The 22,324-nt window shown below is 66.4% G+C and carries 19 protein-coding genes; 12 read left to right on the top strand and 7 right to left on the bottom strand.

Annotated elements, in window-relative coordinates; all coding sequences use genetic code 11:
- Positions 1–4 precede the first annotated feature (4 nt).
- The 3 genes from BMX36_RS10655 to BMX36_RS10645 all read right to left on the bottom strand — a co-directional run bounded on the left by BMX36_RS10655 (position 5) and on the right by BMX36_RS10645 (position 4,982).
- A complete protein-coding gene (locus BMX36_RS10655; protein ID WP_093064988.1) occupies positions 5–724 on the bottom strand; it encodes a DsbA family protein in 720 nt (239 codons plus the stop codon).
- Positions 721–2,142 (bottom strand): M48 family metalloprotease, encoded by a 1,422-nt coding sequence (locus BMX36_RS10650; protein WP_093064986.1) that lies wholly within the window; start codon positions 2,140–2,142, stop codon positions 721–723. The genes BMX36_RS10655 and BMX36_RS10650 overlap by 4 nt, the downstream gene beginning before the upstream one ends.
- 68 nt (positions 2,143–2,210) lie before the next feature.
- Positions 2,211–4,982: an Rne/Rng family ribonuclease gene (locus BMX36_RS10645; protein ID WP_256210728.1), complete on the bottom strand. Its 2,772-nt coding sequence runs from the start codon at positions 4,980–4,982 to the stop codon at positions 2,211–2,213.
- Between the two features lie 121 nt (positions 4,983–5,103).
- Between BMX36_RS10645 and BMX36_RS21320 the strand changes: the two genes are divergently transcribed.
- The 5 genes from BMX36_RS21320 to BMX36_RS10625 all read left to right on the top strand — a co-directional run bounded on the left by BMX36_RS21320 (position 5,104) and on the right by BMX36_RS10625 (position 11,493).
- Positions 5,104–5,388, top strand: coding sequence for a hypothetical protein (locus tag BMX36_RS21320; protein ID WP_143058545.1), 285 nt, complete (start codon positions 5,104–5,106; stop codon positions 5,386–5,388).
- 51 nt (positions 5,389–5,439) lie between these two features.
- Positions 5,440–6,684: an N-acetylmuramoyl-L-alanine amidase gene (locus BMX36_RS10640; RefSeq protein WP_066781356.1), complete on the top strand. Its 1,245-nt coding sequence runs from the start codon at positions 5,440–5,442 to the stop codon at positions 6,682–6,684.
- 151 nt (positions 6,685–6,835) lie between these two features.
- A complete protein-coding gene (locus tag BMX36_RS10635) occupies positions 6,836–9,319 on the top strand; it encodes a penicillin-binding protein 1A (RefSeq protein ID WP_256210727.1) in 2,484 nt (827 codons plus the stop codon).
- Between the two features lie 159 nt (positions 9,320–9,478).
- Positions 9,479–10,606, top strand: coding sequence for a peptide chain release factor 2 (gene prfB, locus BMX36_RS10630; protein ID WP_093064983.1), 1,128 nt, complete (start codon positions 9,479–9,481; stop codon positions 10,604–10,606).
- A gap of 47 nt (positions 10,607–10,653) precedes the next feature.
- Positions 10,654–11,493 carry a class I SAM-dependent methyltransferase gene (locus BMX36_RS10625; RefSeq protein ID WP_371262854.1) on the top strand — a complete coding sequence of 280 codons (840 nt, stop codon included), beginning with the start codon at positions 10,654–10,656 and terminating at the stop codon, positions 11,491–11,493.
- Here BMX36_RS10625 and BMX36_RS10620 read toward each other — a convergent pair.
- Positions 11,416–11,784, bottom strand: coding sequence for a JAB domain-containing protein (locus BMX36_RS10620; RefSeq protein ID WP_082746325.1), 369 nt, complete (start codon positions 11,782–11,784; stop codon positions 11,416–11,418). The genes BMX36_RS10625 and BMX36_RS10620 overlap by 78 nt on opposite strands.
- Before the next feature lie 106 nt (positions 11,785–11,890).
- Here BMX36_RS10620 and BMX36_RS10615 point away from each other — a divergent pair, with 106 nt between their 5' ends.
- The 6 genes from BMX36_RS10615 to BMX36_RS10590 all read left to right on the top strand — a co-directional run bounded on the left by BMX36_RS10615 (position 11,891) and on the right by BMX36_RS10590 (position 18,232).
- Positions 11,891–12,685, top strand: a complete 795-nt coding sequence (locus BMX36_RS10615; protein ID WP_093064979.1) for a thymidylate synthase — start codon at positions 11,891–11,893, stop codon at positions 12,683–12,685.
- A gap of 181 nt (positions 12,686–12,866) precedes the next feature.
- Positions 12,867–13,334 carry a dihydrofolate reductase gene (locus BMX36_RS10610; RefSeq protein ID WP_066780634.1) on the top strand — a complete coding sequence of 156 codons (468 nt, stop codon included), beginning with the start codon at positions 12,867–12,869 and terminating at the stop codon, positions 13,332–13,334.
- A 41-nt stretch (positions 13,335–13,375) separates the two neighbouring features.
- A complete protein-coding gene (locus BMX36_RS10605; protein WP_177179113.1) occupies positions 13,376–14,305 on the top strand; it encodes a bifunctional riboflavin kinase/FAD synthetase in 930 nt (309 codons plus the stop codon).
- Between the two features lie 75 nt (positions 14,306–14,380).
- Positions 14,381–17,308, top strand: coding sequence for an isoleucine--tRNA ligase (ileS, locus tag BMX36_RS10600; RefSeq protein WP_093064975.1), 2,928 nt, complete (start codon positions 14,381–14,383; stop codon positions 17,306–17,308).
- Positions 17,305–17,832, top strand: a complete 528-nt coding sequence (lspA, locus tag BMX36_RS10595) for a signal peptidase II (RefSeq protein ID WP_066780630.1) — start codon at positions 17,305–17,307, stop codon at positions 17,830–17,832. Before ileS ends, lspA begins: the two co-directional genes overlap by 4 nt.
- The gene (locus BMX36_RS10590) at positions 17,825–18,232 is read left to right on the top strand and encodes a DUF3035 domain-containing protein (RefSeq protein WP_093064971.1); all 408 of its coding nucleotides are present in this window, start codon (positions 17,825–17,827) and stop codon (positions 18,230–18,232) included. The genes lspA and BMX36_RS10590 overlap by 8 nt, the downstream gene beginning before the upstream one ends.
- 157 nt (positions 18,233–18,389) lie before the next feature.
- Here BMX36_RS10590 and BMX36_RS10585 read toward each other — a convergent pair whose 3' ends face one another.
- The 3 genes from BMX36_RS10585 to BMX36_RS10575 are packed head-to-tail and all read right to left on the bottom strand — an operon-like array spanning position 18,390 to position 21,729.
- On the bottom strand, positions 18,390–19,697 hold the full coding sequence (locus tag BMX36_RS10585; RefSeq protein ID WP_371262852.1) for a mechanosensitive ion channel family protein: 1,308 nt from the start codon (positions 19,695–19,697) through the stop codon (positions 18,390–18,392).
- Positions 19,698–19,702: 5 nt separating this feature from the next.
- Positions 19,703–20,896 (bottom strand): cystathionine beta-lyase, encoded by a 1,194-nt coding sequence (metC, locus tag BMX36_RS10580; protein ID WP_093064967.1) that lies wholly within the window; start codon positions 20,894–20,896, stop codon positions 19,703–19,705.
- A complete protein-coding gene (locus BMX36_RS10575) occupies positions 20,893–21,729 on the bottom strand; it encodes a sulfurtransferase (protein ID WP_093064965.1) in 837 nt (278 codons plus the stop codon). The genes metC and BMX36_RS10575 overlap by 4 nt, the downstream gene beginning before the upstream one ends.
- A gap of 96 nt (positions 21,730–21,825) precedes the next feature.
- Between BMX36_RS10575 and queF the strand changes: the two genes are divergently transcribed.
- Positions 21,826–22,269 carry a preQ(1) synthase gene (queF, locus tag BMX36_RS10570; protein ID WP_093064963.1) on the top strand — a complete coding sequence of 148 codons (444 nt, stop codon included), beginning with the start codon at positions 21,826–21,828 and terminating at the stop codon, positions 22,267–22,269.
- The last annotated feature ends 55 nt before the right edge of the window (positions 22,270–22,324 follow it).

The following is a 22,324-nucleotide window of genomic DNA, read 5'->3' as shown; positions in this document are numbered from 1 at the left end:
CGGATCAGTCCTGCCCCGTCCGCACTTCGGCAATCGCCTCCTGCAAACGATCGAATGGCAGTGCGCCGGACAGGACCTTGTCGCCGACCACCCACGCTGGCGTGCCGCTGATGCCGAGCTTCGCCGCCAGCCCAAGATTGCCGGCGATTTCCGTATCAACGTCATCGGGGATCTTGGTGAGGTTTACGCCCGTGCCACGGGCGGCGGCAGCGATCGATTGCGCGCTGACCGGGCCTGCCTCGTACAAGGCCTGGTGAAAGGCAGCGAACCGACCCTGCGCCGCTGCGGCAAGCGACGCGCGCGCCGCATCACGGCTTTCCTCCGCCAGGATCGGCAACTCCCGGAACACCACGCGCAATTTCGGATCGCTTTTTACCAGCCGCTCGATGGTTGGCAGGCTGGCGCGGCAATAGCCGCAATTATAATCGAAAAATTCCACCAGCGTGACATCGCCGTTGGGATTACCCATCATCGCGCCGGGGTAAGGCGTCTCGATGCGGGATCGGCTGGCCGCAACCGCGCGCCCGCTCTCGCGCTCCTGCAGCTTCTGCATCGCTTGCGGGATCACTTCCGGATTGGCGAGCAGATAATCGTGCACCACCCGTTCGATCCCGGCCTTGTCTGCGACGGCGGATCCGGGAGCGGCACGCTCGGCAAGCCACATGCCGCCGGCGCCAAAGGTCGCGCCCAGCAGCACGACCAGCAAAATGGTCAGGCGGTTCATTTCCGCTTGCGCTTGTCGTCTTCGAGGGAATGGCCTGATGTCATCGCGATATCCTGTGCCCGGATCCAGTCCGGCGTGTTCTGTGGAATGCCGGCCATGGCGTAACGTGCGCTTACCGCGGCGGTGCGGTGATCGCCCGTCATGCTGGCGCGTTCCGCCGTGGCGAGTGCGGCGCGCGCCGGATCGCCGGTGCGCTCGTAGACGGTGCCCAGCTGATACCAGGCGAATGGATTCTGATCGTCACGCGCGACGGCGGTGCGCAGGACGCGCTTGGCCTCGTCATAATGCGCCTTGTCCTCCGTCGCGATCAGCGCATGGCCGAAAGTGGTGGCGATCAAAGGGCTGTTGCGGGAACCATCGGTGGCCGCACGCAGCGGGCCGAGGGCCTCCTGCGGCTTTCCTGCCTCCAGCAGGATCTGGCCCTTGATCTCGAGGAAATAGGGATCCTTCGGCTTGCTGGCGACCAAGGCATCGGCCTCCGCTTCGGCCTTCTGCGGATATCCACTGCGGTGATAGGCGTAAGCGCGCGCATAATGCGCATAGATGGTCTGCGTGCCTTCCGGATATTTCTGAAGCGCCTGTGCGGGTGGAAGCAGATATCCGTCCAGTTTCGCCTGAACCCGCTTGAACCGTTCTTCCCAATCCTGATTGAGCGGCTTGTTCCAGGCAGGTGAGGCCTGCAGCGTCTCCGACACGGCCGCGACGCGCTCGGACGAGACGGGATGGCTGAGCATATACTCGACCTGGCGAGTGATGCCGTAGCGATATTCCATCTGCTGCATGGTCTTGAAGAAGTTGAGATATCCCTTGCCGCTGATCCCGGCGGCGTTGAGGTATTTCGCGCCGGCCGCGTCGGTCGACGCCTCCTGCTGGCGCGAAAAGGCGAGATATTTGTGCATGGCCGCCTGCTGCCCGGCGGCAAGGACCCCGGCGCCCGCTTCGCCCGCGCCTGCCGCCATCGCGGCCAGCCCAAGCACCATGGAGAGAATGGAAATTCCGGTCGCCTCCTGAGCGCCGCGGCCGGCAAGCGACACGTGGCCGCCGGTAATGTGGCCAAGCTCGTGCGCGATCACGCCCTGCACTTCATTGGCCGTCTTGGCCGCCTGGATCGTGCCGGAATGCACATAAACGATCTGGCCGCCGGCGACGAAGGCGTTGATCGAATCGTCGTTGACGAGAACGACCCTCACGTCGCTCGGCCGCAGCCCCGCCGCGGTGATGAGCGGCGCGGTCATGTCGGCCAGCAGCGCTTCGGTCTCGGCGTCGCGCAGGATTGACTGCGCATTCGCCGCCTGCGGGATGGAGACGCTGGCCAGCGCCGCAGTGGCCAGCAGGCGAAGTGTGGCGGAGCGACCGATCACGGGCTTGGCCGCAGCGGGATCGTTCGGCAAGCGACGTGCATGCGCCGGACCCAGCATGATGGCGGCTTAACCATCGCTGAAGCCCGGCGCATGTCGCTCACTTGCTTGCCGTCACGATCCGCCGATCACGCACCGAACGTGCGCTGCCACCAGCCGCGACGCGGCGTTGCGGCGGATTCCTCGGCAGCGTCGCCGGTGGAGGGTTCGCCGGCTTCATCCGCTGCCGCGCTCTGCGCGGGCGCAGCGTCGCTGGTTGTCGCGCTGGTTTCGGCCACGGCCGGTGCTTCGGGCTCGGCTGCTGCCGGCGCGTCCGCCTTCTTGCGACGCGTGCGCTTCGGCTTCGCAGGGGCTTCCGCGGCCGCGGCCGGCGCTGCTGCCTCGGCAGCGGCCTCCGCTGCCGGCGCATCCGTCTTCTTGCGACGGGTGCGCTTCGGCTTGGCCGGTGCGCCCTCCTCCGTGGCGGGAGCGATCGCATCGATTCCTGGCGTCGCGATCGGCGCAGGCGCGGCCTCGGCGGGAACTGCCTCCGGAGCAGCGGCTGCTGCTGGCGCTTCTTCCGTCACCTTCTTGGCGCGCGGACGACGACGCGTCTTGGGTGCCGGCTGTTCCGCTTCGGGCGCTGCTTCGGCCGGTGCCTCGGCGGTGCTGACCTCCGGTGCAGCGACCTCGACCGCTGGCGCCTCTGCCACGACCGGCGCGGCCTCTGGTGCCGTCGGCTGCGCATCGGCCGTCAGATCGGCCTCGCCGCCCTTGGCCTCACCCTCCGCGCCATTCTCGCGGCGCCGACGGCGGCCACGACGATTGCGACGGCGGCGACCGCCTTCGCCTTCCGCGGTCGCCTCGGCATCGTCCTGCTCGGAAGTGCCAGCCGCGTCTTCGTCGGCGTTGACCGTTTCAACGACCTCGTCCTCGCCCTCGCCTTCGTCCTCTTCGCTGACGTCAGCGTTAGAGGCCGGCGTGGCGCCTGCCTCGCCATTGGCGCGACCCCGCCGACCACGACGGCGCCGCCGCTTGCGACCGCCCTCACGGCCGTCGTCTCCACGCGACTCTTCGGCGCGGGGCGCTTCCTCGTCGGCGGCTTCCTCCTCTTCCTCCTCCTCGATCTCCTCGGGGAAGTCCTCCTCGATTTCCTCGAGCGGCGGAGCAAACTTGGGCGCATAGGCCGGCGGCGGACCGGAGGCCTCGACCGACATGCGCGCGCCTTCCTGCTCGCCGTCCGGCAGGATCTCGACCGTCACGCCATAGCGGTCCTCGATCTCGGCGATATCGGCGCGCTTGCGGTTCAGGACATAGAAGGCGGCTTCCTGGCTGCAGCGCAGCGTCAGCAGCGAGCCGCGGCCGCGCGCGGCCTCATCCTCGATCAGCCGCAGCGCGCTGAGGCCCGACGACGAGGCGGTGCGGACGAAGCCCGAACCCTCGCAATGCGGGCAGGGGCGCGTCGAGGCTTCGAGCACGCCGGTGCGCAGGCGCTGGCGGCTCATTTCCATAAGGCCGAACGACGAGATGCGGCCGACCTGGATGCGGGCGCGATCGTTCTTCAGCGCTTCCTTCATCGCCTTCTCGACCTTCCGGACATTGGAATTGTTGTCCATGTCGATGAAGTCGATGACGACGAGGCCGGCCATGTCACGCAGGCGCAACTGACGGGCGATCTCCTGTGCCGCTTCCAGATTGGTCGCGGTCGCGGTCTGCTCGATATTGTGCTCGCGCGTCGAGCGGCCCGAGTTGATGTCGATCGAGACCAACGCCTCGGTCGGGTTGATGACGAGATAGCCGCCCGACTTCAGCTGCACCACCGGGTGGTACATTGCGGCGAGCTGGTCCTCGACATGGCTGCGCTGGAACAAGGGGATCGGGTCGCTGTAATGCTTCACGCGCTTGGCGTGGCTGGGCATCAGCAGGCGCATGAAGTCCTTCGCCTGGCGATAGCCTTCGTCACCCTCGACGATCACCTCGTCGATATCCTTGTTGTAGATGTCGCGGATTGCGCGCTTGATGAGGTCGCTGTCGCCATAGATCAGCGCTGGTGCCGCACTGGTCAGCGTCTTGTCGCGAATGCCGTCCCACAGGCGGGCGAGATAATCGAAGTCGCGCTTGATCTCGGTGCGCGTGCGGCTGAGCCCCGCGGTGCGCACGATGCAGCCCATCGACGGCGGCAGTTCCATCTCCGCCATGATCGACTTCAGGCGCTTGCGATCGGCCGAGTTGCTGATCTTGCGGCTGATCCCGCCGCCATGCGACGTGTTGGGCATCAGCACGCAATAACGGCCGGCGAGCGACAGATAGGTCGTCAGCGCCGCGCCCTTGTTGCCGCGCTCTTCCTTCACGACCTGCACCAGCAGCACCTGACGGCGGCGGATCACGTCCTGGATCTTGTAGCGGCGACGCAGGTTCATGCGGCGCTGGCGCAGCGCCTCGACCTGATCGTCGTTGATGCCCGATGCGGGCGAGGCGGGGCGATCGCCGTCCGCATCGCCTTCGCCCTCGTCGGCGGCATCGGCATCCGCGTCGCCGTCATCCTCCGCGAAGTCGGCGTCGTCGTCGGAACCGTCAAAATCGGCATCCTCCGCGGCCTCCTGCTCGGCGCGCAGCTTCGCTTCCTCGGCCGCATGCTCCGCCTCCTCGCGCAGCAGGGCCTCGCGATCCTCCTTGGGGATCTGGTAATAATCGGGGTGAATTTCCGAGAAGGCGAGGAAGCCGTGGCGATTGCCGCCGTAGTCCACGAAGGCGGCCTGGAGCGACGGCTCCACGCGGGTCACCTTGGCAAGATAGATATTCCCCTTGAGCTGCTTGCGCTCGGCACTTTCGAAATCAAATTCCTCGATGCGATTTCCTTTGACGACGGCCACGCGGGTTTCCTCCCGGTGGCGTGCGTCGATCAGCATGCGCATGGTCATTATAAGGTCTCCGCGCACGACTCGCGCCGCCGGGCGGCGGGGTCGCGCGATAAAAAGGCGCTGTCGGCCCATCTGGGGCGGACAAGCGGATGGTGATAAACGATGCCTTCGTCCGCTGCGCATGTCCGGGCGCTACGCCCTGGATCAGCCCCGCGCCCGCACCGCCGGCGAAAGCCGGTCGGAACTGCGGTGGGGGAATATGCGGCATGCGTACGTCAACCTGATTGCCCGCGCCGGCTCGATCGGCCGGTTGGGCGGTGGGTCGGGAGCGGGCGCAACGGCCCGCAATCCGATCAACATGGTGACTAGCAAGTCGTTTGTTATTGGGCAACCGGAACGTCCTTGCCGGCCGGTCGGCAAAAACATGCCGAACGTGCTATTAACCCCAATGCGCAACTGCGATTGAACCAGCAGGGGCGTAACCCGAGTCCCACAGGGAAAAAGGGTAGGGCGTAACATGGCTTTTCGCTGGACCAGCGGGCAGCCGGCGCGGCATGCGGGGCGCATGTCGATGCTGCTCGCAATATTGGCTGGCCTCACATTCGGCGCGCCTGGCTGGGCTGCGACGGTGCAGCGTGTGGACGTGCAGGAGGGGCGGATCACCATTCGCTTCGATGAAGCGGTGCGCGGCGCGTCCAGCTTCATCCTGAATGCGCCGCAACGGATCGCGATCGATATCGACGGGGCGGCTCCGGGGCGTGCGAGCGGCGGCGATGGTGCGGTCACCGCCGTCCGGCAGGGATGGCGCGGGGCGGATGGCGCGCGCGTGGTGCTAGATCTGGCGGAGCCGATGATCGTGTCGCGCGGCGAGTTCCAGGATGATGGGCGCACGCTGGAATTGTCCTTGCGCCAGGTGGACGGTCGCCGTTTCGCAGCGGCCAGCGCCGCATCGCCGTTAAGCTTTCTCCCGTTCGAATGGGGAAAGGCGAAGCCCAGGTACAAGGTGTCGATCCCCGTTCCGCCGGCACGCAAGAGCGTGCTGCCGCGGGTGCGCGGAGATGAAAGTCGCCCGCTGGTGGTGATCGATGCCGGCCACGGCGGTAACGATCCCGGCGCGATCAACCCGGAAACCGGCCTGCGCGAGAAGGACGTGACGCTGAAGATCGCCCGCGCGATCCGCGACGAGCTTCTCGAATCGGGGCGTGTGCGCGTGGCGCTCACTCGCGATGACGATCGCTACATCCTTCACCGTGAGCGGTTCGGCGTGGCGCGCCAGCTTGGCGCGGATCTGTTTATCTCCATCCACTGCGACAGCGCCGGCAACGTCGAGGCGTCGGGTGCCACTGCCTATACCCTGTCCGACATCGCCTCGGACAAGGAAGCGGCGCGCCTTGCCGCGCGCGAGAACAAGGCGGACATCATCGCCGGCGTGAACCTTGATGAAAGCGAGGATGTCTCGTCCATCCTGATCGACCTGACGCAGCGCGAGACGATGAACGCGTCCGCCGGCTTCGCTCGGCTGCTTGGCCGCGAGGCAAAGCCGCTCATTCCGGTGAAAGGCAACTTTCACCGCATGGCATCGCTGCTTGTCCTGAAGGCGCCGGACATGCCCTCGATCTTGTTCGAGACCGGCTATATCTCCAACGCCGAGGATGCGGCCTTTCTGGACAGCGAAGAAGGGCGGGAGCGGATCGCGCAAAGCGTTCGCCGGGCGGTGGACATTCACTTCGCCCGCCGCATGGCCCAGACCGCGTCCCGTTGAGACCGCGACGGACTGCGGCCGGCGCGCTTGTCGCCGGCCGGGCCGCGGGGTGCGCCGAATGATGGCGTGGCGGCATGGGCTTGATGTTGCCAGCCGCACGGGGGCTCCCTAAACACCGGCGTCGCGTATGGCGTCCTCTCCTCCTGAACCCATGAAGCCGCAACGGCGCCTCGGCAGCGTCGGCGAGCATCTGTCGCGGCTTTGGCGCCATTGGTGGGTAAAGGTGCTTGCCGTGCTGGCGGCGATCGGCCTCCTCATCCTGGGCGGTGGGTGGTTCTTCATCACGCGCGATCTGCCGTCGGTGGAGCAGTTGCGTACCTATGAGCCGCCGCTCCCCACCAACGTGCGTGGCATCGATGGTGCACCGGTTTATTCCTATGCGCGGGAACGTCGCGTCGAACTGTCCTTCGCGGAATATCCCAAGACACTGGTGCAGGCGTTTCTCGCCGCGGAAGACAAGACTTTCTTCGAACATCACGGCGTGGACTATCCCGGCCTCGCGGGCGCCGTCATCGACTATGTGTCGAAGCTCGGCAGCGGCCAGCGGGCCCGCGGCGGCTCGACCATCACGCAGCAGGTCGCCAAGAACCTGCTGATCGGCAACGCTTATTCGCCGACCCGCAAGATCAAGGAGGCGATCCTTGCCTGGCGGATCGAGGATACGCTGACCAAGCAGCAGATCCTGGAGCTTTACCTCAACCAGATCTTCCTTGGGCGGAATGCCTATGGCGTCGAGGCCGCGAGCCATGCCTATTTCGACAAGGAGCTGGACGAGCTGGCGCTGTCGCAAATGGCCTATCTCGCCATTCTGCCGAAAGGGCCGGCGAACTACGATCCGTTCCGCGATACCGATCGCGCGCTGGAGCGGCGGAACTGGGCACTTGGGGAGATGGAGCGCAATGGCTTCATCACCGCGACCCAGCGGGATGAGGCGCGGACGCAGCCGATCGGCGCCATCATCCGGCGCGTGCCCAAATTCGAGCGCGTCGGCGGCTATTTCGTCGAGGAGGTCCGCCGCGAACTGATCGATCGCTTCGGCGAAACCGCGCGGGACAGTGCCAACAGCGTCTATTCCGGTGGTCTGTGGGTGCGCACGTCGCTGGATCGTCGCGTGCAGACCGCTGCGGCCGAGGCGCTGCGCGACGGCTTGCTGCGTTACGATCGCGGGCGCGGCTTTGCGGGACCGCTGCGCCATGTCGAGATCGAGGACGATCGCTGGCAGGTCGCGCTGCTCAACACCAACATCAATCTTGACCATGCTGATTGGCGAGCGGCCATCGTAATCTCGCGCGATGGCGGCGAGGCGCAGATCGGCTTTGCGAACGGCGATCAGGGCGTTCTGCCGCAATCGGCCGCGCAGATGCCGGTACGCGGCGGCAGCACGCCGGCCTTCAACAGCCTGAAGCCGGGCGATGTGATTGCGGTCGCGCCATCGGGCAGCCGTTTCGCCCTTCGGTCCGTGCCCAAGATCTCCGGCGGGTTCGTGGTGCAGGAGCCGGAGTCCGGCCGCATCCTGGCGATGCAGGGCGGCTTCGACGCCTCGCTCCAGTCGTTCAACCGTGCGACTCAGGCGATGCGCCAGCCGGGCTCGACCATCAAGCCGATCGTCTATGCCGCCGCGCTGGAACACGGCATGACGCCCGCCTCGATCATCGTCGACGGGCCCTTCTGCGTCGACCAGGGGCCGCGCCTCGGGCAGAAGTGCTTCCGCAACTTCGCCAATTCGCGCGGCGCCGGGCCGCACACCATGCGCTGGGGCGTGGAGCAGTCGCGCAACCTGATGACGGTGCGCGCCGCCGCGCAGACCGGCATGGCAAATGTCGTTCGCCTGATGAAGGCGATGGAGATCGGGGATTATGAACCCTACCTCTCCTACGCCCTGGGTGCGGGTGAGACGACGGTGATGAAGATGGTCAACGCTTATGGCGTGCTGGCCAATCAGGGGCGCTGGCATGCCCCGACGCTGATCGATTATGTCCAGAACCGTCGCGGCCAAGTGATCTGGCCGGAAAACTGGCGTGCCTGCGATCGGTGCAACATGCCCGATTGGGACGGAAAGGCGATGCCCCGCCCAGTTCGTCGTGGGCGCCAGGTCCTGGATGCCATGTCCGCCTATCAGATGGTCCATATCGCGGAGGGCGTGATCCAGCGTGGTACCGCCACGGTGCTGCGCGATCTGAACCGGCCAATGTTCGGCAAGACCGGCACCAACTCGGGGCCCAAGGACGTATGGTTCATCGGCGGCACGCCGCAAATGGTGGCCGGCGTCTACATCGGATATGATTCGCCGGTGAACCTGGGCGGTTACGCGCAGGGCGGCACGCTGGCCGCGCCGATCTTCAAGCAATGGGCGGCAAAGGCCTATGAGGGCATGGATCCGCTGCCGTTCCGCGCGCCTGCCGGCATCCGCATGGTTCGGGTCGACCGGGGCAGCGGCCGGCCGGTGTTCGGCACCTTCCCGAACGACAATGATCCAAAGCCCGCGGTGATCTGGGAAGCGTTCAAGCCACAGGCGGAGGCGCGCCGCGCGCCGCGCCGGCCCACCGCACAGCCGAGCGCCGTCCCCACGGCCGCAGGCACCAGGACGCAGGCGAGCGACAGCGACTTCCTGCAGCGCGAAGGCGGTATCTATTGATCGGCAGGCGGCGGCATTGTCCTGCCGCCGTTCTGGTCCTAAGTCCGCCAGCCAAATACCGTCATGCCAGCCTTGGCTGGAGCCGTCCGGCCAGGCAGCGATGCCCCGGCCCTTCGTGCCTCCAGGTTGCTGAAATGACGCGAGAAGTGGAGAAAGAAGATGCGCGCCGAAGCGCAGGCTCATGTGGATACGATCAACGAGGCGCTCGCGCTGCTTCGGCGCAGCCTCGACTGGGATCGTGCGCTGCGGCGGCTCGATGAACTCAATGCGCGGGTCGAGGATCCGACGCTGTGGAACGATCCCAAGGCGGCGCAGGACGTGATGCGCGAGCGCCGCCGTCTGGATGAGGCGATCACCGCCACGCGCACCATCGAACGCGAGCTGAGCGATACGGCCGAACTGATCGAGATGGCCGAGGCCGAGGGCGACGAGGAAATGGCCTCGGACGGCACCAAGGCGCTCGCCGAGCTCGCCGAACGCGCGCAGAAGGACAAGGTGAAGGCGCTGCTGTCCGGCGAGGCGGACGCGAACGACACCTATGTCGAGATCAACGCCGGCGCCGGTGGTACCGAAAGCCAGGACTGGGCCGAGATGCTTCAGCGCATGTACACGCGCTGGGCCGAGCGGCATGGCTACAAGGTCGAACTGGTCGACTATCACTCGGGCGAGCAGGCGGGGATCAAGTCTGCCACCCTGCTGGTGAAGGGCGAGAACGCTTATGGCTATGCCAAGGTCGAGAGCGGCGTCCACCGTCTCGTCCGCATCAGCCCATATGATAGCTCGGCGCGCCGCCACACCAGCTTTTCCAGCGTGTGGGTCTATCCGGTGATCGACGATTCGATCGACATCGAAATCAACGACAGCGAGCTGCGCATCGACACCTATCGTGCGTCGGGCGCGGGTGGGCAGCACATCAACACGACCGATTCAGCGGTGCGCATCACCCACTTGCCCACCGGGATTGTGGTGGCGTGCCAGAACCAGCGGTCGCAGCACAAGAACAAGGCAGAAGCGTACAATCAGCTGCGTGCGCGCCTGTACGAGCATGAGCTGCGCAAGCGCGAGGAAGAGGCGAACACGATCAACGCCGCCAAGACCGATATCGGCTGGGGCCACCAGATCCGTTCCTATGTGCTGCAGCCGTACCAGCTGGTGAAGGACCTGCGCACCGGCACCACCTCGACCTCGCCGGGCGACGTGCTCGATGGCGACCTCGACGATTTCATGGCTGCTGCGCTGGCACAGCGCGTGACCGGCGAAGCGGTCGACGTGGAGGATGTCGACTGAGGATGGGCGGCGCTCGATCGCATTTCTGTGCCGGACGGCAGCCGACGGTGATCCGCGGCGCGGCTGCTTCCGGCGCGCGGCGGGGACGGGCCATCGCGCGCTCCATCACCGCCGCCGCGCTCCTGTTGCTGGGGGCGGCGTGTGAAGGCGGGGAGCCGCTGCTCAAGGACGAGCCGCAGGAGCCGGGGCCGTTCCCCGAGGCCTATCGCCCGGTCGCCAACATTGTTTCCTCGCGCTGGTCCAACGAGGAGGCGCGCGATCGGCTGAACGAAGCGGGCACGGTGATGGCGCGCGCAGCGATCGAGCCCGGCATGACGGTGGCCGATATCGGCGCCGGCGAGGGCTATTACACCATGCGCCTTGCCCAGAAGGTCGGCAAGGAAGGGCGCGTGCTGGCGCAGGATGTGATGCCGGCCGTTCGCGATGCTCTCGCCGAACGCGTGGCGCGTGGCCGGCTGGATAACGTGAGCGTGAAGTTGGGGGCGCCTTCCGATCCGAAGCTACCGGAGGCGAGCTTCGATCGTATCTTCATGGTGCACATGTATCATGAGATCGAGGAGCCTTATGAGTTCCTGTGGCGGATGCGTCCCGCGCTGCACCCGAACGGGCAGGTGGTGGTGGTCGATGCGGATCGCTCCACGGCCAATCACGGCACACCGCCAACCCTGCTCCGCTGCGAATTCGCGGCTGTCGGCTATCAGCTGGTGACGATGACGCCGATGCCGTCTGCCGGCGGATATTTCGCGACCTTCCGGGCGGTCGGGCCCCGACCGGAGCCGGCAGCTATCCGCCCCTGCGGCATGAACCAGTCACAGCAGCCCGCGCGCCCGAAAGCTGACAACGGAATCGCCGGCCAGCACGAGATGGTCGACCAGCCGTATCCCTAAGCTGTCGAGCGCCGCCGCCACCCGGCGCGTGGTGCGCAGGTCCTCCGGCGAAGGCTCTGCATCTCCGGACGGGTGATTGTGCGCCATCACGATGGCACGAGAATCATGCGCCATCGCCACTGCCACGATGGTGCGCAGCGGCACGTCGACCGACGAGGCCTTGCTCGAGAGGATGTGGTGCAGCCCCAGCGTGCTCCCGCGCTCGTCGAGAAAGACGAACGCGATCGATTCGGTCACTGCGCGTGCCATCGCGGCCAGATGCCCGCGGATTGCCGGATCGAAACACTGCATGGTTACGGGTTCGTTGCCTCCGATCGGCGGCGCAAGGCATCCGCGCCGTAACGGATCGGGTCACGATGGCTTGGCGGTCGCGCGGGCCGGCTGTAGCGTCCGATCGATGCGGCAATATCTTGATCTCATGGAACGTGTGCTCGATTCGGGCGCGCAGCAGATGGATCGCACGGGCACCGGGACGCTCAGCGTGTTCGGTCACCAGATGCGGTTCGACCTGGCGCAAGGCTTCCCGGTGCTGACCACGAAGAAGCTGCATCTGCGCTCGATCATCGTGGAGCTTCTGTGGTTTCTGCGCGGCGACACCAATGTGCGCTGGCTGCAGGATCGCAAGGTCAGCATCTGGGACGAATGGGCGGACGAGCAGGGCGATCTCGGCCCGGTCTATGGAAAGCAGTGGCGCGACTGGGTGGCGGCGGACGGCCGGCACATCGATCAGATCAAAGGGCTGGTCGGGGATATCCGCACCAATCCCGCCTCCCGTCGCCAGATCGTGACCGCGTGGAACCCCGGCGACCTGCACGCCATGGCGCTGGCGCCGTGCCATTGCCTGTTCCAGACCTATGTCGCGAACGGGCGACTGTCGCTTCAGCTCTATCAGCGCTCGGCCGATATCTTCCTTGGCGTGCCCTTCAACATCGCCAGCTACGCCTTGCTCACGCACATGCTGGCGCAGCAATGCGGGCTGGAGCCGGGCGAGTTCATCTGGACCGGGGGCGATTGCCACCTCTACGCCAATCACCTGGAGCAGGCGCGGCTTCAGCTTGGCCGGACGCCGGGGCCGCTGCCCCGTCTGGAGATCGTCCGCAAGCCGCCGTCGATCGATGCCTATGAACTCGAGGATTTCGTGCTGCACGATTATGCCGCGCAGGCCCATATAAAGGCGCCCGTGGCGGTATGAGCCGCTTGTTCACCCGCGGTTCAGCCTCCATGACTACAAGCGTAGTCGTCGGAAGGGAGGCTGGCATGCGGGATTATCTGATCACCATCGCAACCGCCACGCTCGCAGCGATGCTGCTGCAGTTCGGCAGTCCGCCTGCTTGTGCGGTCGCGCTTGGATCGGCCGAGCGCACGCACGGCCAGTGACCGTTTCGCTGCATCTTGCCCGCGCCAGCAATGGCGTGATCGGCCGCGACGGCGGCTTGCCCTGGCACCTTCCGGCCGATCTAAAGCGCTTCAAGGCGCAGACGATCGGCCGGCCCATGATCATGGGGCGCAAGACATTCGAGAGCTTCCCCGCGCCGTTGCCGGGGCGACGCCATATCGTTCTCACCCGTGATCGCGACTGGTCTGCCGACGGCGCAGAGGTGACGCACGATCCCGAGGCAGCGCTGGCGCTCGCGGGCGATGATGCCGCGGTGATCGGCGGCGCGGATATCTTCGCGCTGTTCCTTGATCGCGCCGATCGCGTTGAATTGACTGAGGTCCATGCAGCACCGGAAGGAGACACCATTGTTCCCCCTTTCACCGGCTGGCGCGAGGTCGCGCGTGAGGAACATGCTGCCGATGCCGGTCGTCCGGCCTATAGTTTCGTGACACTGGTGCGCTGACGCGCGCGCCGCTATGCGCCGCTGCCATGGAGCGGCATGGGATCATCCGGCTGAACAGGGGCGAGGCGCTGCCGCAGGCATTGCGCGGCGGGATCGTTGCCCTGGGCAATTTCGATGGCTTTCACCTCGGCCACCAGGCGGTGGTCGGGCGCGCGGTCGAGCGGGCGCGAGCTGAGGGGCGCCCGGCTTTGGTCGCGACCTTCGATCCGCACCCGATGCGCTTCTTCAAGCCCGACAGCCCATGGTTCCGCCTGACCACGCTGGAGCAGCGGGCGGAACTGATGCGCGCGGCGGGCGTGGACGCCCTGCTTGTCTTCCCCTTCGACGCGGCGCTCGCCGCTTTGTCCGCGCAAGAGTTCGTCACCGAGCAGCTGGTGGCGCAGATCGGGGCCGCCGGGGTCGTCACTGGCGCCGATTTTACCTTCGGCAAGGCGCGCTCGGGCGATGTTGCGATGCTGGCCAGCCTTGGCGAGGCGCAAGGCTTTTCGACCGATACTGTCGGCGCGGTCACGCTGGAGGGCGATACCGTCTCGTCCACGCGCATTCGCGCTGCCCTGCGCGAGGGTCGCCCGCGCGATGCTGCCCGGCTGCTGACCCGGCCCTTCACCATCCGCGGCGAGGTGCGGCATGGCGATAAGCTTGGACGGGAGATCGGTTATCCGACCGCCAATGTGGACCTCGGCAATTACCTGCGCCCCGCCTACGGCATCTATGCCGTGCGCGTGATGCTGGAAGACGGCCAGGTCTTTGGCGGTGCCGCGAACCTTGGCATCCGGCCGAGCTTCGATCCTCCCAAGGAATTGCTCGAACCTTATCTGTTCGATTTCTCCGGTGACCTATACGGCCAGGTGATCGACGTCGCACTGGTGGAGTTCCTGCGTCCGGAGGCCAAGTTCGACACGCTCGAAGCGTTGACCGAACAGATGGCCGCCGATTGCGACCGCGCACGACAGATCCTCGCCGGCGATTGATCCGCCGCGGCTGCAGATCGCGACGCCACAGTGGTTTGTTTTGCCCGGCGACCCGCGCTAAGGGCGCGAGCTTCTATGGCCGACGAAACCACCTCCGCACGCGAGCCCGATCAGAAGGATTGGCGCGACACCGTCTTCCTGCCGAAGACCGACTTTCCGATGAAGGCGGGCCTGCCGCAGAAGGAACCCGCGATTCTGGAGCGGTGGCATCGACTGGGCCTCTACCAGCGTTTGCGTGAGCAGCGAGCGGACCGCGAGAAGTTCATCCTTCACGATGGCCCACCCTATGCCAATGGCGACATGCATATCGGCCACGCGCTGAACCATATCCTGAAGGACATGGTGGTGCGCACCCAAACGCTGCTGGGCAAGAACGCGCCGTACGTGCCCGGCTGGGATTGCCACGGCCTGCCGATCGAGTGGAAGGTCGAGGAAGAATATCGCAAGAAGAAGCTGAACAAGGACGAGGTGCCGCCGGCGGAGTTCCGCGCCGAATGCCGCGCCTATGCCCAGAAATGGGTCGACACGCAGCGCGAACAGCTGAAGCGGCTGGGCGTCAACGGCGATTGGGACAAGCCCTATCTGACGATGGACTTCGCTGCAGAGGCGACGATCGTTTCCGAGCTGATGAAGTTCGCCGAGACGGGGCAGCTGTATCGCGGCGCCAAGCCGGTGATGTGGTCTCCGGTCGAGAAGACCGCGCTGGCCGAGGCTGAGGTGGAATATGAGGACGTCGTGTCGACGCAGATCGACGTCGCGTTCGAGATCACCGAGGCGCCGAACGCGCCGGAGCTGGTCGGTGCGCATGCGGTGATCTGGACCACGACGCCCTGGACGATCCCGGTGAACCAGGCGCTCGCCTACGGCCCTGAGGTCGAATACGTCCTCGCGCGGTTCGACGACATGGTGGCAGGGCCGCGCACGCTGCTGGTGGCGCGTGATCTGATCGAAAGCTTCGGCGCGCGCATCGGCCATCCCGTGGTCATGAAGGTGGGCGACGCGGCCGGCACGGTTACCGCGCTCGCGATGTTCACGGGCGACAAGCTCGCCGGCGCCGTCGCGCGCCACCCGATGCATGCGCTGGGCGGCTTCTTCGCCAAGCCGCGCCCGTTCCTGCCGGGCGATTTCGTCACCACCGATGCCGGCACCGGCCTCGTCCACATGGCGCCCGACCACGGCGAGGACGATTTCGACCTCTGCAAGGCGCACGGCATCGATCCGGTCTTCGCCGTCGATGCGGGCGGCATGTACCGCCCGGATTGGGCATGGCTCGGCGGGCAGGGCAGCGTCATCAACAAGAAGTTCGTCGCATCGGACGGGCCGATCTGCACCGACCTGCGTGAAGCGGGCGCGCTGGTCGCCGCCAGCGACGATTTCAAGCACAGCTATCCGCATTCCTGGCGCTCCAAGGCGAAGGTGATTTTCCGCTGCACGCCGCAATGGTTCATCGCGGTCGACAAGCCGATTGCGGGCGATGCGGCTGGGACACGTGCTTCGACTTCGTTCGGCACGAACGAGGAAGAAAGCACCGTTCGCCCTGAGCTTGTCGAAGGGCGTGTCGCCGGCGACACCCTCCGCAATCGCGCGGTGGCGGCGATCGCCGCGACGCGCTTCGTGCCGGAGAAGGGCCGCAATCGCATCGGCGCGATGGTCGAAGGGCGGCCCGACTGGGTGATCAGCCGTCAGCGCGCCTGGGGCGTCCCAATCGCGCTGTTCGTCCATCGCGCGACGGGCGAGCTGCTGGTCGATCCCGCAGTGAACGCACGCATCGTCGAAGCCTTTCGCGCGAAGGGCGTCGATGCCTGGACTGACGAGGCGGCGGCCGGCTTCCTTGGCGAGGGACGCGATCCGGCGGATTATGAGCGGGTCACCGACATTCTCGACGTGTGGTTCGATTCGGGCTGTACTCATGCTTTCGTGCTGGAAAGCGGGCGCTGGCCGGAACTGTCCTGGCCGGCGGACCTCTACCTTGAGGGCTCGGACCAGCATCGCGGCTGGTTCCAGTCGTCGCTGCTGGAAAGCTGCGGCACGCGCGGGCGGGCGCCTTATGATACGGTGCTGACGCACGGCTTCACGATGGACGCCAAGGGCATGAAGATGTCCAAGTCGCTCGGCAACACGATCAACCCGCTTGATCTGATGCGCGATTATGGCGCGGACATCCTCAGGCTGTGGGCGCTGTCGGTCGACTTCACCGAGGATCACCGCATCGGCAAGGAGATCCTGGCCGGCGTCGCGGACCAGTATCGCAAGCTCAGGAACACCTTCCGCTACCTGCTCGGCGCGCTCGACGGGTTCGATGAGGCGGAGAGGCTGCCGGTCGCCGAGTGGCCGGAGCTGGAGCGCTACATGCTCCATCTTGTCCAAGCGCTGGACCAGCAGCTTCGCCGCGCGATCGCAGACTTCGACTTCAACGGCTACGTCCGCCTGCTGAGCGATTTCGCCAACGAGGACCTGTCCGCCTTCTTCTTCGATATCCGCAAGGACTCGCTCTATTGCGACGCGTCGGATGACGTGAAGCGGCGGGCGTATCGCACCATGCTGGACGTGCTGTTCCACGCCATGGTGCGCTGGGCGGCGCCGGTGCTGGTCTTCACGGCGGAGGAAGTGTGGCAATCGCGCTTCCCAAGTGAGGACAGCTCCGTGCATTTCCTCGACTGGCCCGAACTGCCGGTGGAGGCGGGCGAGGACGTCAGCGCCCGCTGGCTGGAAGTCCGCCGCCTCCGCGAGCGGGTGACCGAGGCGATCGAGCCGCTGCGCCGCGAAAAGGTTGTGCGTTCCAGCCTGGAGGCGGACGTGACCGTCACCGATACGCCGCTGCCGGTGGATCAACTGGCCGAGGCGTTCATCGTGGCGAAGGTATCGCCGGGCGATGAGGTGACCGTGACGCGAACCGATTATCACAAATGCGGCCGCTGCTGGCGCCTGCTGCCCGAAGTGGCCGAAGACAATGCGCTGTGCGGCCGCTGCGCCGATGTGGTGAGCGAAGAGGTGGCCGCGTGAAGCGCGCCGCTCCCGCGGCCGGCCTCGTCGTCGCGGCGTTGGTGTTCCTGGTCGATCAATTGACGAAATGGCTCGTCACCGGGCCGCTCGGCATCAACTTCCTGGGCGCCTCACGAGAGGTCGTGTCCTTCTTCGATCTGCGCTTCGTGCAGAACATGGGCGTCAGCCTGGGCCTGCTGCGCGCGGAAAGCGAAACGGCACGCTGGGCGTTGGTGGCGATGACGGGCCTGATCGCCGCGGCCGTGACCTTCTGGATGTGGCGTGAGGAAAAGGGCGCAGACAGGCTGGCGCTCGGCCTCGTGCTGGGCGGCGCCATCGGCAACATCGTTGACCGCGTGCGCTTCGGCTATGTCGTGGATTTTGCCGATCTTCACTTCGGTGAATGGCGGCCGTTCCTCGTCTTCAACGTCGCGGATGCGGCGATCACCATCGGCGTGCTCATTCTGCTGGTGCGCGCGCTGCTCATCCGCGATAAACCGGCGGCAAAGCCGGACAAGATGGCTTCGGAGAATGTGAATGCGTAAGTCGATGGTCATGGGCGCAGGTCTTGCGGTGCTGCTCGCCGGGTGCGCGAGCAACGGGCTCGACCGCGATCGTCCGGACGAGTTTGCGGTGGCGCGTCAGCCGTCGCTGATCATCCCGCCCGATTTCGCGCTGGTGCCGCCGACGCCGGGTGCGGCGCGCGTGCAATCCGCCAGCGCGGCGCAGGCCCAGACGCTGGAGGCGCTGTTCGGCAGCGCGCCGCGCAGCGCCGGTGAGGCCGCCGCGCTTCAGGCGGCGGGCGAACAGTCCGCTGATGACGGCATCCGCTCCTCCGCGGGCGATCCCCAGACCAACGTGATCGACAAGGGCCAGACCACGCGCGACATCATCGCCGCGCCGGAAGGCGACGGGCAGGAAGCTCGCGCCAACGCGCCCAAGTAAGGCTATACGCCGGCTCGGCCTGGTCGGGCCGGCGTGCTCCGTCCATGGCCAGTTTCGGTTACCATCCGGACCTTAGCGAACGTGGACGATCAACTGCCGGCGCCACGATCGTCTGAAGCCTTTCCGTCGTCAGCGGACGGCTTGAGTTTCCAAGCCATTAAATCGTCGGTTCATCCGGCGCTCTGTCGCGCCCGACCGGCAGCGGCTCGCCCGGCCAGCTGCGCACATAGATGTCGCGCTGGGCGAAGGGGAGGGCGACACCCGCTTCCTTGAACTTCCACCACAATCGGTTGAGCACGTCTGACCGGACGTTGCCGACACCGCTCTCCGGGTCACTGATCCAGGCCAGGATCTCGTGCTCGACCCCGTCATTGCCGAACCCCGTCAGCCACACGTTGGGCTTGGGGCTGGCAAGCACACGTGGCGACTCGGCAGCGGCGGCGAACATCAGTTCCTGCGCGACTTTCAGGTCGCAATTGTACGCGACGCTCACCGGGATGCGCACGCGCACGTTGCGGTTGGTGAAGGACCAGTTCTCCACCTCCTGCGTCATCAGGTTTTCATTCGGGATGAGATGTTCCTTGCCGTCGCGCGTCACCACGCTGACGGCACGCACCCCGATCTTGTTGACCCAGCCAAAGCTGTCGCCGACGACGATCACGTCGCCCGGCTTGATCGAACGGTCCATCAGCAGGATGATGCCCGCGATCAGGTTGCCGACGGTCTTCTGCAGGCCGAAGCCGACCGCCAGGCCCATGGCACCGGAGAAGACGGCAAAGGCGGTCAGGTCGATGCCCAACAGGTCGATCGAGAACAGAAACGCCGCCACGACAATGGCGATGGTGGCCAGCTTCTGACCCAGCAGCTTCTGCGTCGCGTCCAGCGTGGTCGTCCGCGCAATGGCGTGGCTGACGATCCGGTTCGCCAAGCGAACGATGGCGATGATGATGACGATGACGAGCAGCGCGCTGGTGATCGCCAGCAGCGACAGCCGGCGTCGGCCGACATCCACGCCAACGCCGTCCAGCGTGGCCGTGATTGCATCCAGCCCGCCCACCGCCCGGCTGAAGAGCGCGATGAACAGGATGCTGGACACCAGCCAGGAGATCCAGCGCGGAATGCCGAGCCCACGCAACACCTGATGCGCCGCCAGCGCGGCGGCGCTGCCCAGCGCCAGGCCGATCGGCAGCCCGCCCCAAGCGGACCAGGGATAGGCCGACATGACGATCGACGTTGCCAAGGCGGCAACGCCGTGTCGCAGGATGGCGGGCATCCGCTCCCACAGACCCTCGCCGTGATGCGCGACATGGGTCTTCCAGAACTGACTCGCCCGCGCGCCGAACGAGCGCTGCGCGAAGACGCCCAGCGCAAGCGCCAGCACGATCAGCGCCCCCGCGATCGCCACCTCCAGCGCGTCCATCCGCGATGGCAGTGCCAGGCCGTTCGCGTCGAGCCACGCTTCCATCGGCGTCATCCCCGTGCCGCGCTGAACCGGCCGAGGCCGGCCGCCAGATCGGCGATCAGGTCGTCCGGATCCTCCAGCCCGATCTGCAATCGCACCAGCGGCCCGGCAAAGTCGGGCCGGGTCGCGCTGCGATGGCGTTCGGGGTCGACGGGGATCGCCAGGCTTTCGAAGCCACCCCAGGAGTAACCGATGCCGAAATGGTGAAGCCCGTCGATCAGCGCCGCGCGCGCCGCCTCATCGCCGCCCTTCAGCACGAAGGAGAAAAGCCCGCTGCCGCCGATGAAGTCTCGCGCGAAAAGCTCATGGCCAGGGCAGGATGGCAAAGCCGGGTGAAGAACGCGGTCCACCTCCGGCCGGGTCTCCAGCCAGCGCGCAATCTTGAGCGCGCTTGCCTCATGCTGTGCTAGCCTCACCGCCATGGTGCGCAGGCCGCGCGAGCCGAGCCAGGCGTCGTCGGGACTTGCCACCTGTCCCAGTTGGAAGCTGACCTCGCGCAGCTTGCGCCAGTGCGAAGGCGCGGCGGTGACGCTGCCCAGCATTACGTCAGAATGGCCCACGACATATTTGGTGCAGGCGAGGATCGCGAGGTCGACCCCCTTCTCGATCGCGCGAAAGCGCAGCGGCGTGGCCCAGGTGTTGTCGAGCAGCGTGGTCACGCCCCGTGCCTTGGCCGCCGCCACGATCGCGGGCACGTCCTGCACCTCGAAGGTGAGGCTGCCCGGACTTTCCATGAAGACGGCGCGGGTCTGCTCGCCGATCAGGTCCGCGATGCCCGCCCCGATCAGCGGATCGTAGAAGCGCGAAGTGATGCCGAAGCGCTTCAGCAGCCCCGTCGCCATGGCGCGGGTCGGATCATAGGCGGCGTCCGGCACCAGCAATTCGTCACCGGGGGAGAGCACGCTCAGCAGCGCCGCCGCGATCGCCGCCACGCCGGAGGGGTAGAGGAAAGTCGCCTCCGCACCCGGCTCAAGCTCGGTCAGCGCCTCTGCCAGGCTCCATTGCGTCGGGCTGCCGCGCCGGCCGTAGAACAGGCGGTGGTGGGTATCGCGCGCACCATTGGCGCGCAGCTCGGCGACCGAGTCATAAAGGTGGGTGGAGGCGCGCCACAGCGGCGGGTTGACGATCCCCTGCGTCCATTCCGCGCGCCGCCCGGCGGCAACGACACGGGTAGCATCGGCGATCGGCCGGTCCTTGCTCATGCCCCGGTCTCCTTCGGCGTGGCGGGATCGGCGCCCCACTCCGCCCAGCTTCCGTCATAGACCGGCACCTCGCGCCCCAGCAGATGCGCGGCAAAGGCGATCACCGCGGCGGTCACGCCTGAGCCGCAGGTCGCCACCATCGGCCGCTCGAGGTCGATACCGGCGTCGTTGAAGAGGGCGCGCAGCGCGTCCACGTCCTTCCATGTGCCATCTTCGCGGAAGAAGCGGGCGTAATGAAGGTTGGTCGAACCAGGTATATGCCCGGGGGTCACGCCCGCGCGCGGCTCCGCTTCGGCCCCGGCAAAGCGGCTTGGGGAGCGTGCGTCGACGATCTGTTCGGCGCCGCTGGCCTGCACGGCCTTCATGTGCATCAGATCGCGGATGGCGCGGCCGCGATCGCGCGGCGTGATGTGCCGCGGCCGCGGCGCTTCCTCGCCGATCGCCAGCGCACCACCGGCCCTGCCCCACGCATCCAGCCCGCCGTCGAGAATGGCGACATCGGTGATGCCGAAGCTGCGCAACATGGCCCAGCCGCGCGCCGCGGTGTGATGCGGAGACTGGTCGTACAGCACGATCCGCGTGCCATCGCCAAGCCCCAGCCGGCCCATCCGGCTGGCGAACTTCTCCGGTCCGGGCAGCATCATCGGCAGGCTCGTTTCCGTGTCGGTCATCTCCGCCAGGTCAAGAAAGACCGCGCCGGGGATGTGCCCGGCGAGATATTCCGCCGCGGCGTCCCGTCCATCACCGGGCAGAAACCAGGTGCAATCGGCAAGGCGAAGATCACGCGCGCCGATCTCGGCGGCAAGCCATTGGGCGGAGACAAGTGGGTCCATGCGCTTCTCTTAGCCTCCAATTCCCGCTTGTCGAAACACGCGCGGACCAACGCCGGCGAACTGGTATCGCGGCGAGCCTGCCCCTATCTGCTCCGCATGACACTCCATCTCGGCAAGAACAGCCCGCTTCCCGCCAGCCCGGAAGAGGCGGTGCTCGATTACGTTCCCAATCCGCGCCTCGGCCGCAATTATCTGGTCCGCTTCGTGTCGCCGGAATTCACGTCACTGTGCCCCGTTACCGGCCAGCCCGACTTCGCGCATCTCGTGATCGATTACGTGCCCGGCGACACCATTGTTGAATCCAAATCGCTGAAGCTGTTTCTCGGCAGCTTCCGCAATCACGCCGCCTTTCATGAGGATTGCACGGTCGGCATTGGTGAGCGGCTGGTCGAGGAAATGAAGCCGCGGTGGCTGCGAATCGGCGGCTATTGGTATCCGCGCGGCGGCATCCCGATTGACGTCTTTTGGCAGACCGGCGCGCCGCCTGCGGACCTGTGGGTCCCCGATCAGGGGGTTCCGTCCTACCGCGGGCGCGGCTGAACGCTTTCCGGGACAATTCAGCGCTGCATTGCAGCAGATTGCGCAACCAACCCGC

Origin of the sequence: Sphingomonas sp. OV641, from assembly GCF_900109205.1 — a bacterium.
Lineage (GTDB): Bacteria > Pseudomonadota > Alphaproteobacteria > Sphingomonadales > Sphingomonadaceae > Sphingomonas.
The sequence above is the reverse complement of the archived record's forward strand: the minus strand, read 5'-3'. Positions and strand labels throughout refer to the sequence as shown.

Excerpts from the sequence above, each read along its gene's own strand:
- BMX36_RS10655 (WP_093064988.1), bottom strand. The coding sequence starts at position 724 with ATGAACCGCCTGACCATTTTGCTGGTCGTGCTGCTGGGCGCGACCTTT.
- BMX36_RS10650 (WP_093064986.1), bottom strand. The coding sequence starts at position 2,142 with ATGCTGGGTCCGGCGCATGCACGTCGCTTGCCGAACGATCCCGCTGCG.
- BMX36_RS10645 (WP_256210728.1), bottom strand. The coding sequence starts at position 4,982 with ATGACCATGCGCATGCTGATCGACGCACGCCACCGGGAGGAAACCCGC.
- BMX36_RS21320 (WP_143058545.1), top strand. The coding sequence starts at position 5,104 with ATGTCCGGGCGCTACGCCCTGGATCAGCCCCGCGCCCGCACCGCCGGC.
- BMX36_RS10640 (WP_066781356.1), top strand. The coding sequence starts at position 5,440 with ATGGCTTTTCGCTGGACCAGCGGGCAGCCGGCGCGGCATGCGGGGCGC.
- BMX36_RS10635 (WP_256210727.1), top strand. The coding sequence starts at position 6,836 with ATGAAGCCGCAACGGCGCCTCGGCAGCGTCGGCGAGCATCTGTCGCGG.
- prfB (WP_093064983.1), top strand. The coding sequence starts at position 9,479 with ATGCGCGCCGAAGCGCAGGCTCATGTGGATACGATCAACGAGGCGCTC.
- BMX36_RS10620 (WP_082746325.1), bottom strand. The coding sequence starts at position 11,784 with ATGCAGTGTTTCGATCCGGCAATCCGCGGGCATCTGGCCGCGATGGCA.
- BMX36_RS10615 (WP_093064979.1), top strand. The coding sequence starts at position 11,891 with ATGCGGCAATATCTTGATCTCATGGAACGTGTGCTCGATTCGGGCGCG.
- ileS (WP_093064975.1), top strand. The coding sequence starts at position 14,381 with ATGGCCGACGAAACCACCTCCGCACGCGAGCCCGATCAGAAGGATTGG.
- BMX36_RS10590 (WP_093064971.1), top strand. The coding sequence starts at position 17,825 with ATGCGTAAGTCGATGGTCATGGGCGCAGGTCTTGCGGTGCTGCTCGCC.
- BMX36_RS10585 (WP_371262852.1), bottom strand. The coding sequence starts at position 19,697 with ATGGAAGCGTGGCTCGACGCGAACGGCCTGGCACTGCCATCGCGGATG.
- metC (WP_093064967.1), bottom strand. The coding sequence starts at position 20,896 with ATGAGCAAGGACCGGCCGATCGCCGATGCTACCCGTGTCGTTGCCGCC.
- BMX36_RS10575 (WP_093064965.1), bottom strand. The coding sequence starts at position 21,729 with ATGGACCCACTTGTCTCCGCCCAATGGCTTGCCGCCGAGATCGGCGCG.
- queF (WP_093064963.1), top strand. The coding sequence starts at position 21,826 with ATGACACTCCATCTCGGCAAGAACAGCCCGCTTCCCGCCAGCCCGGAA.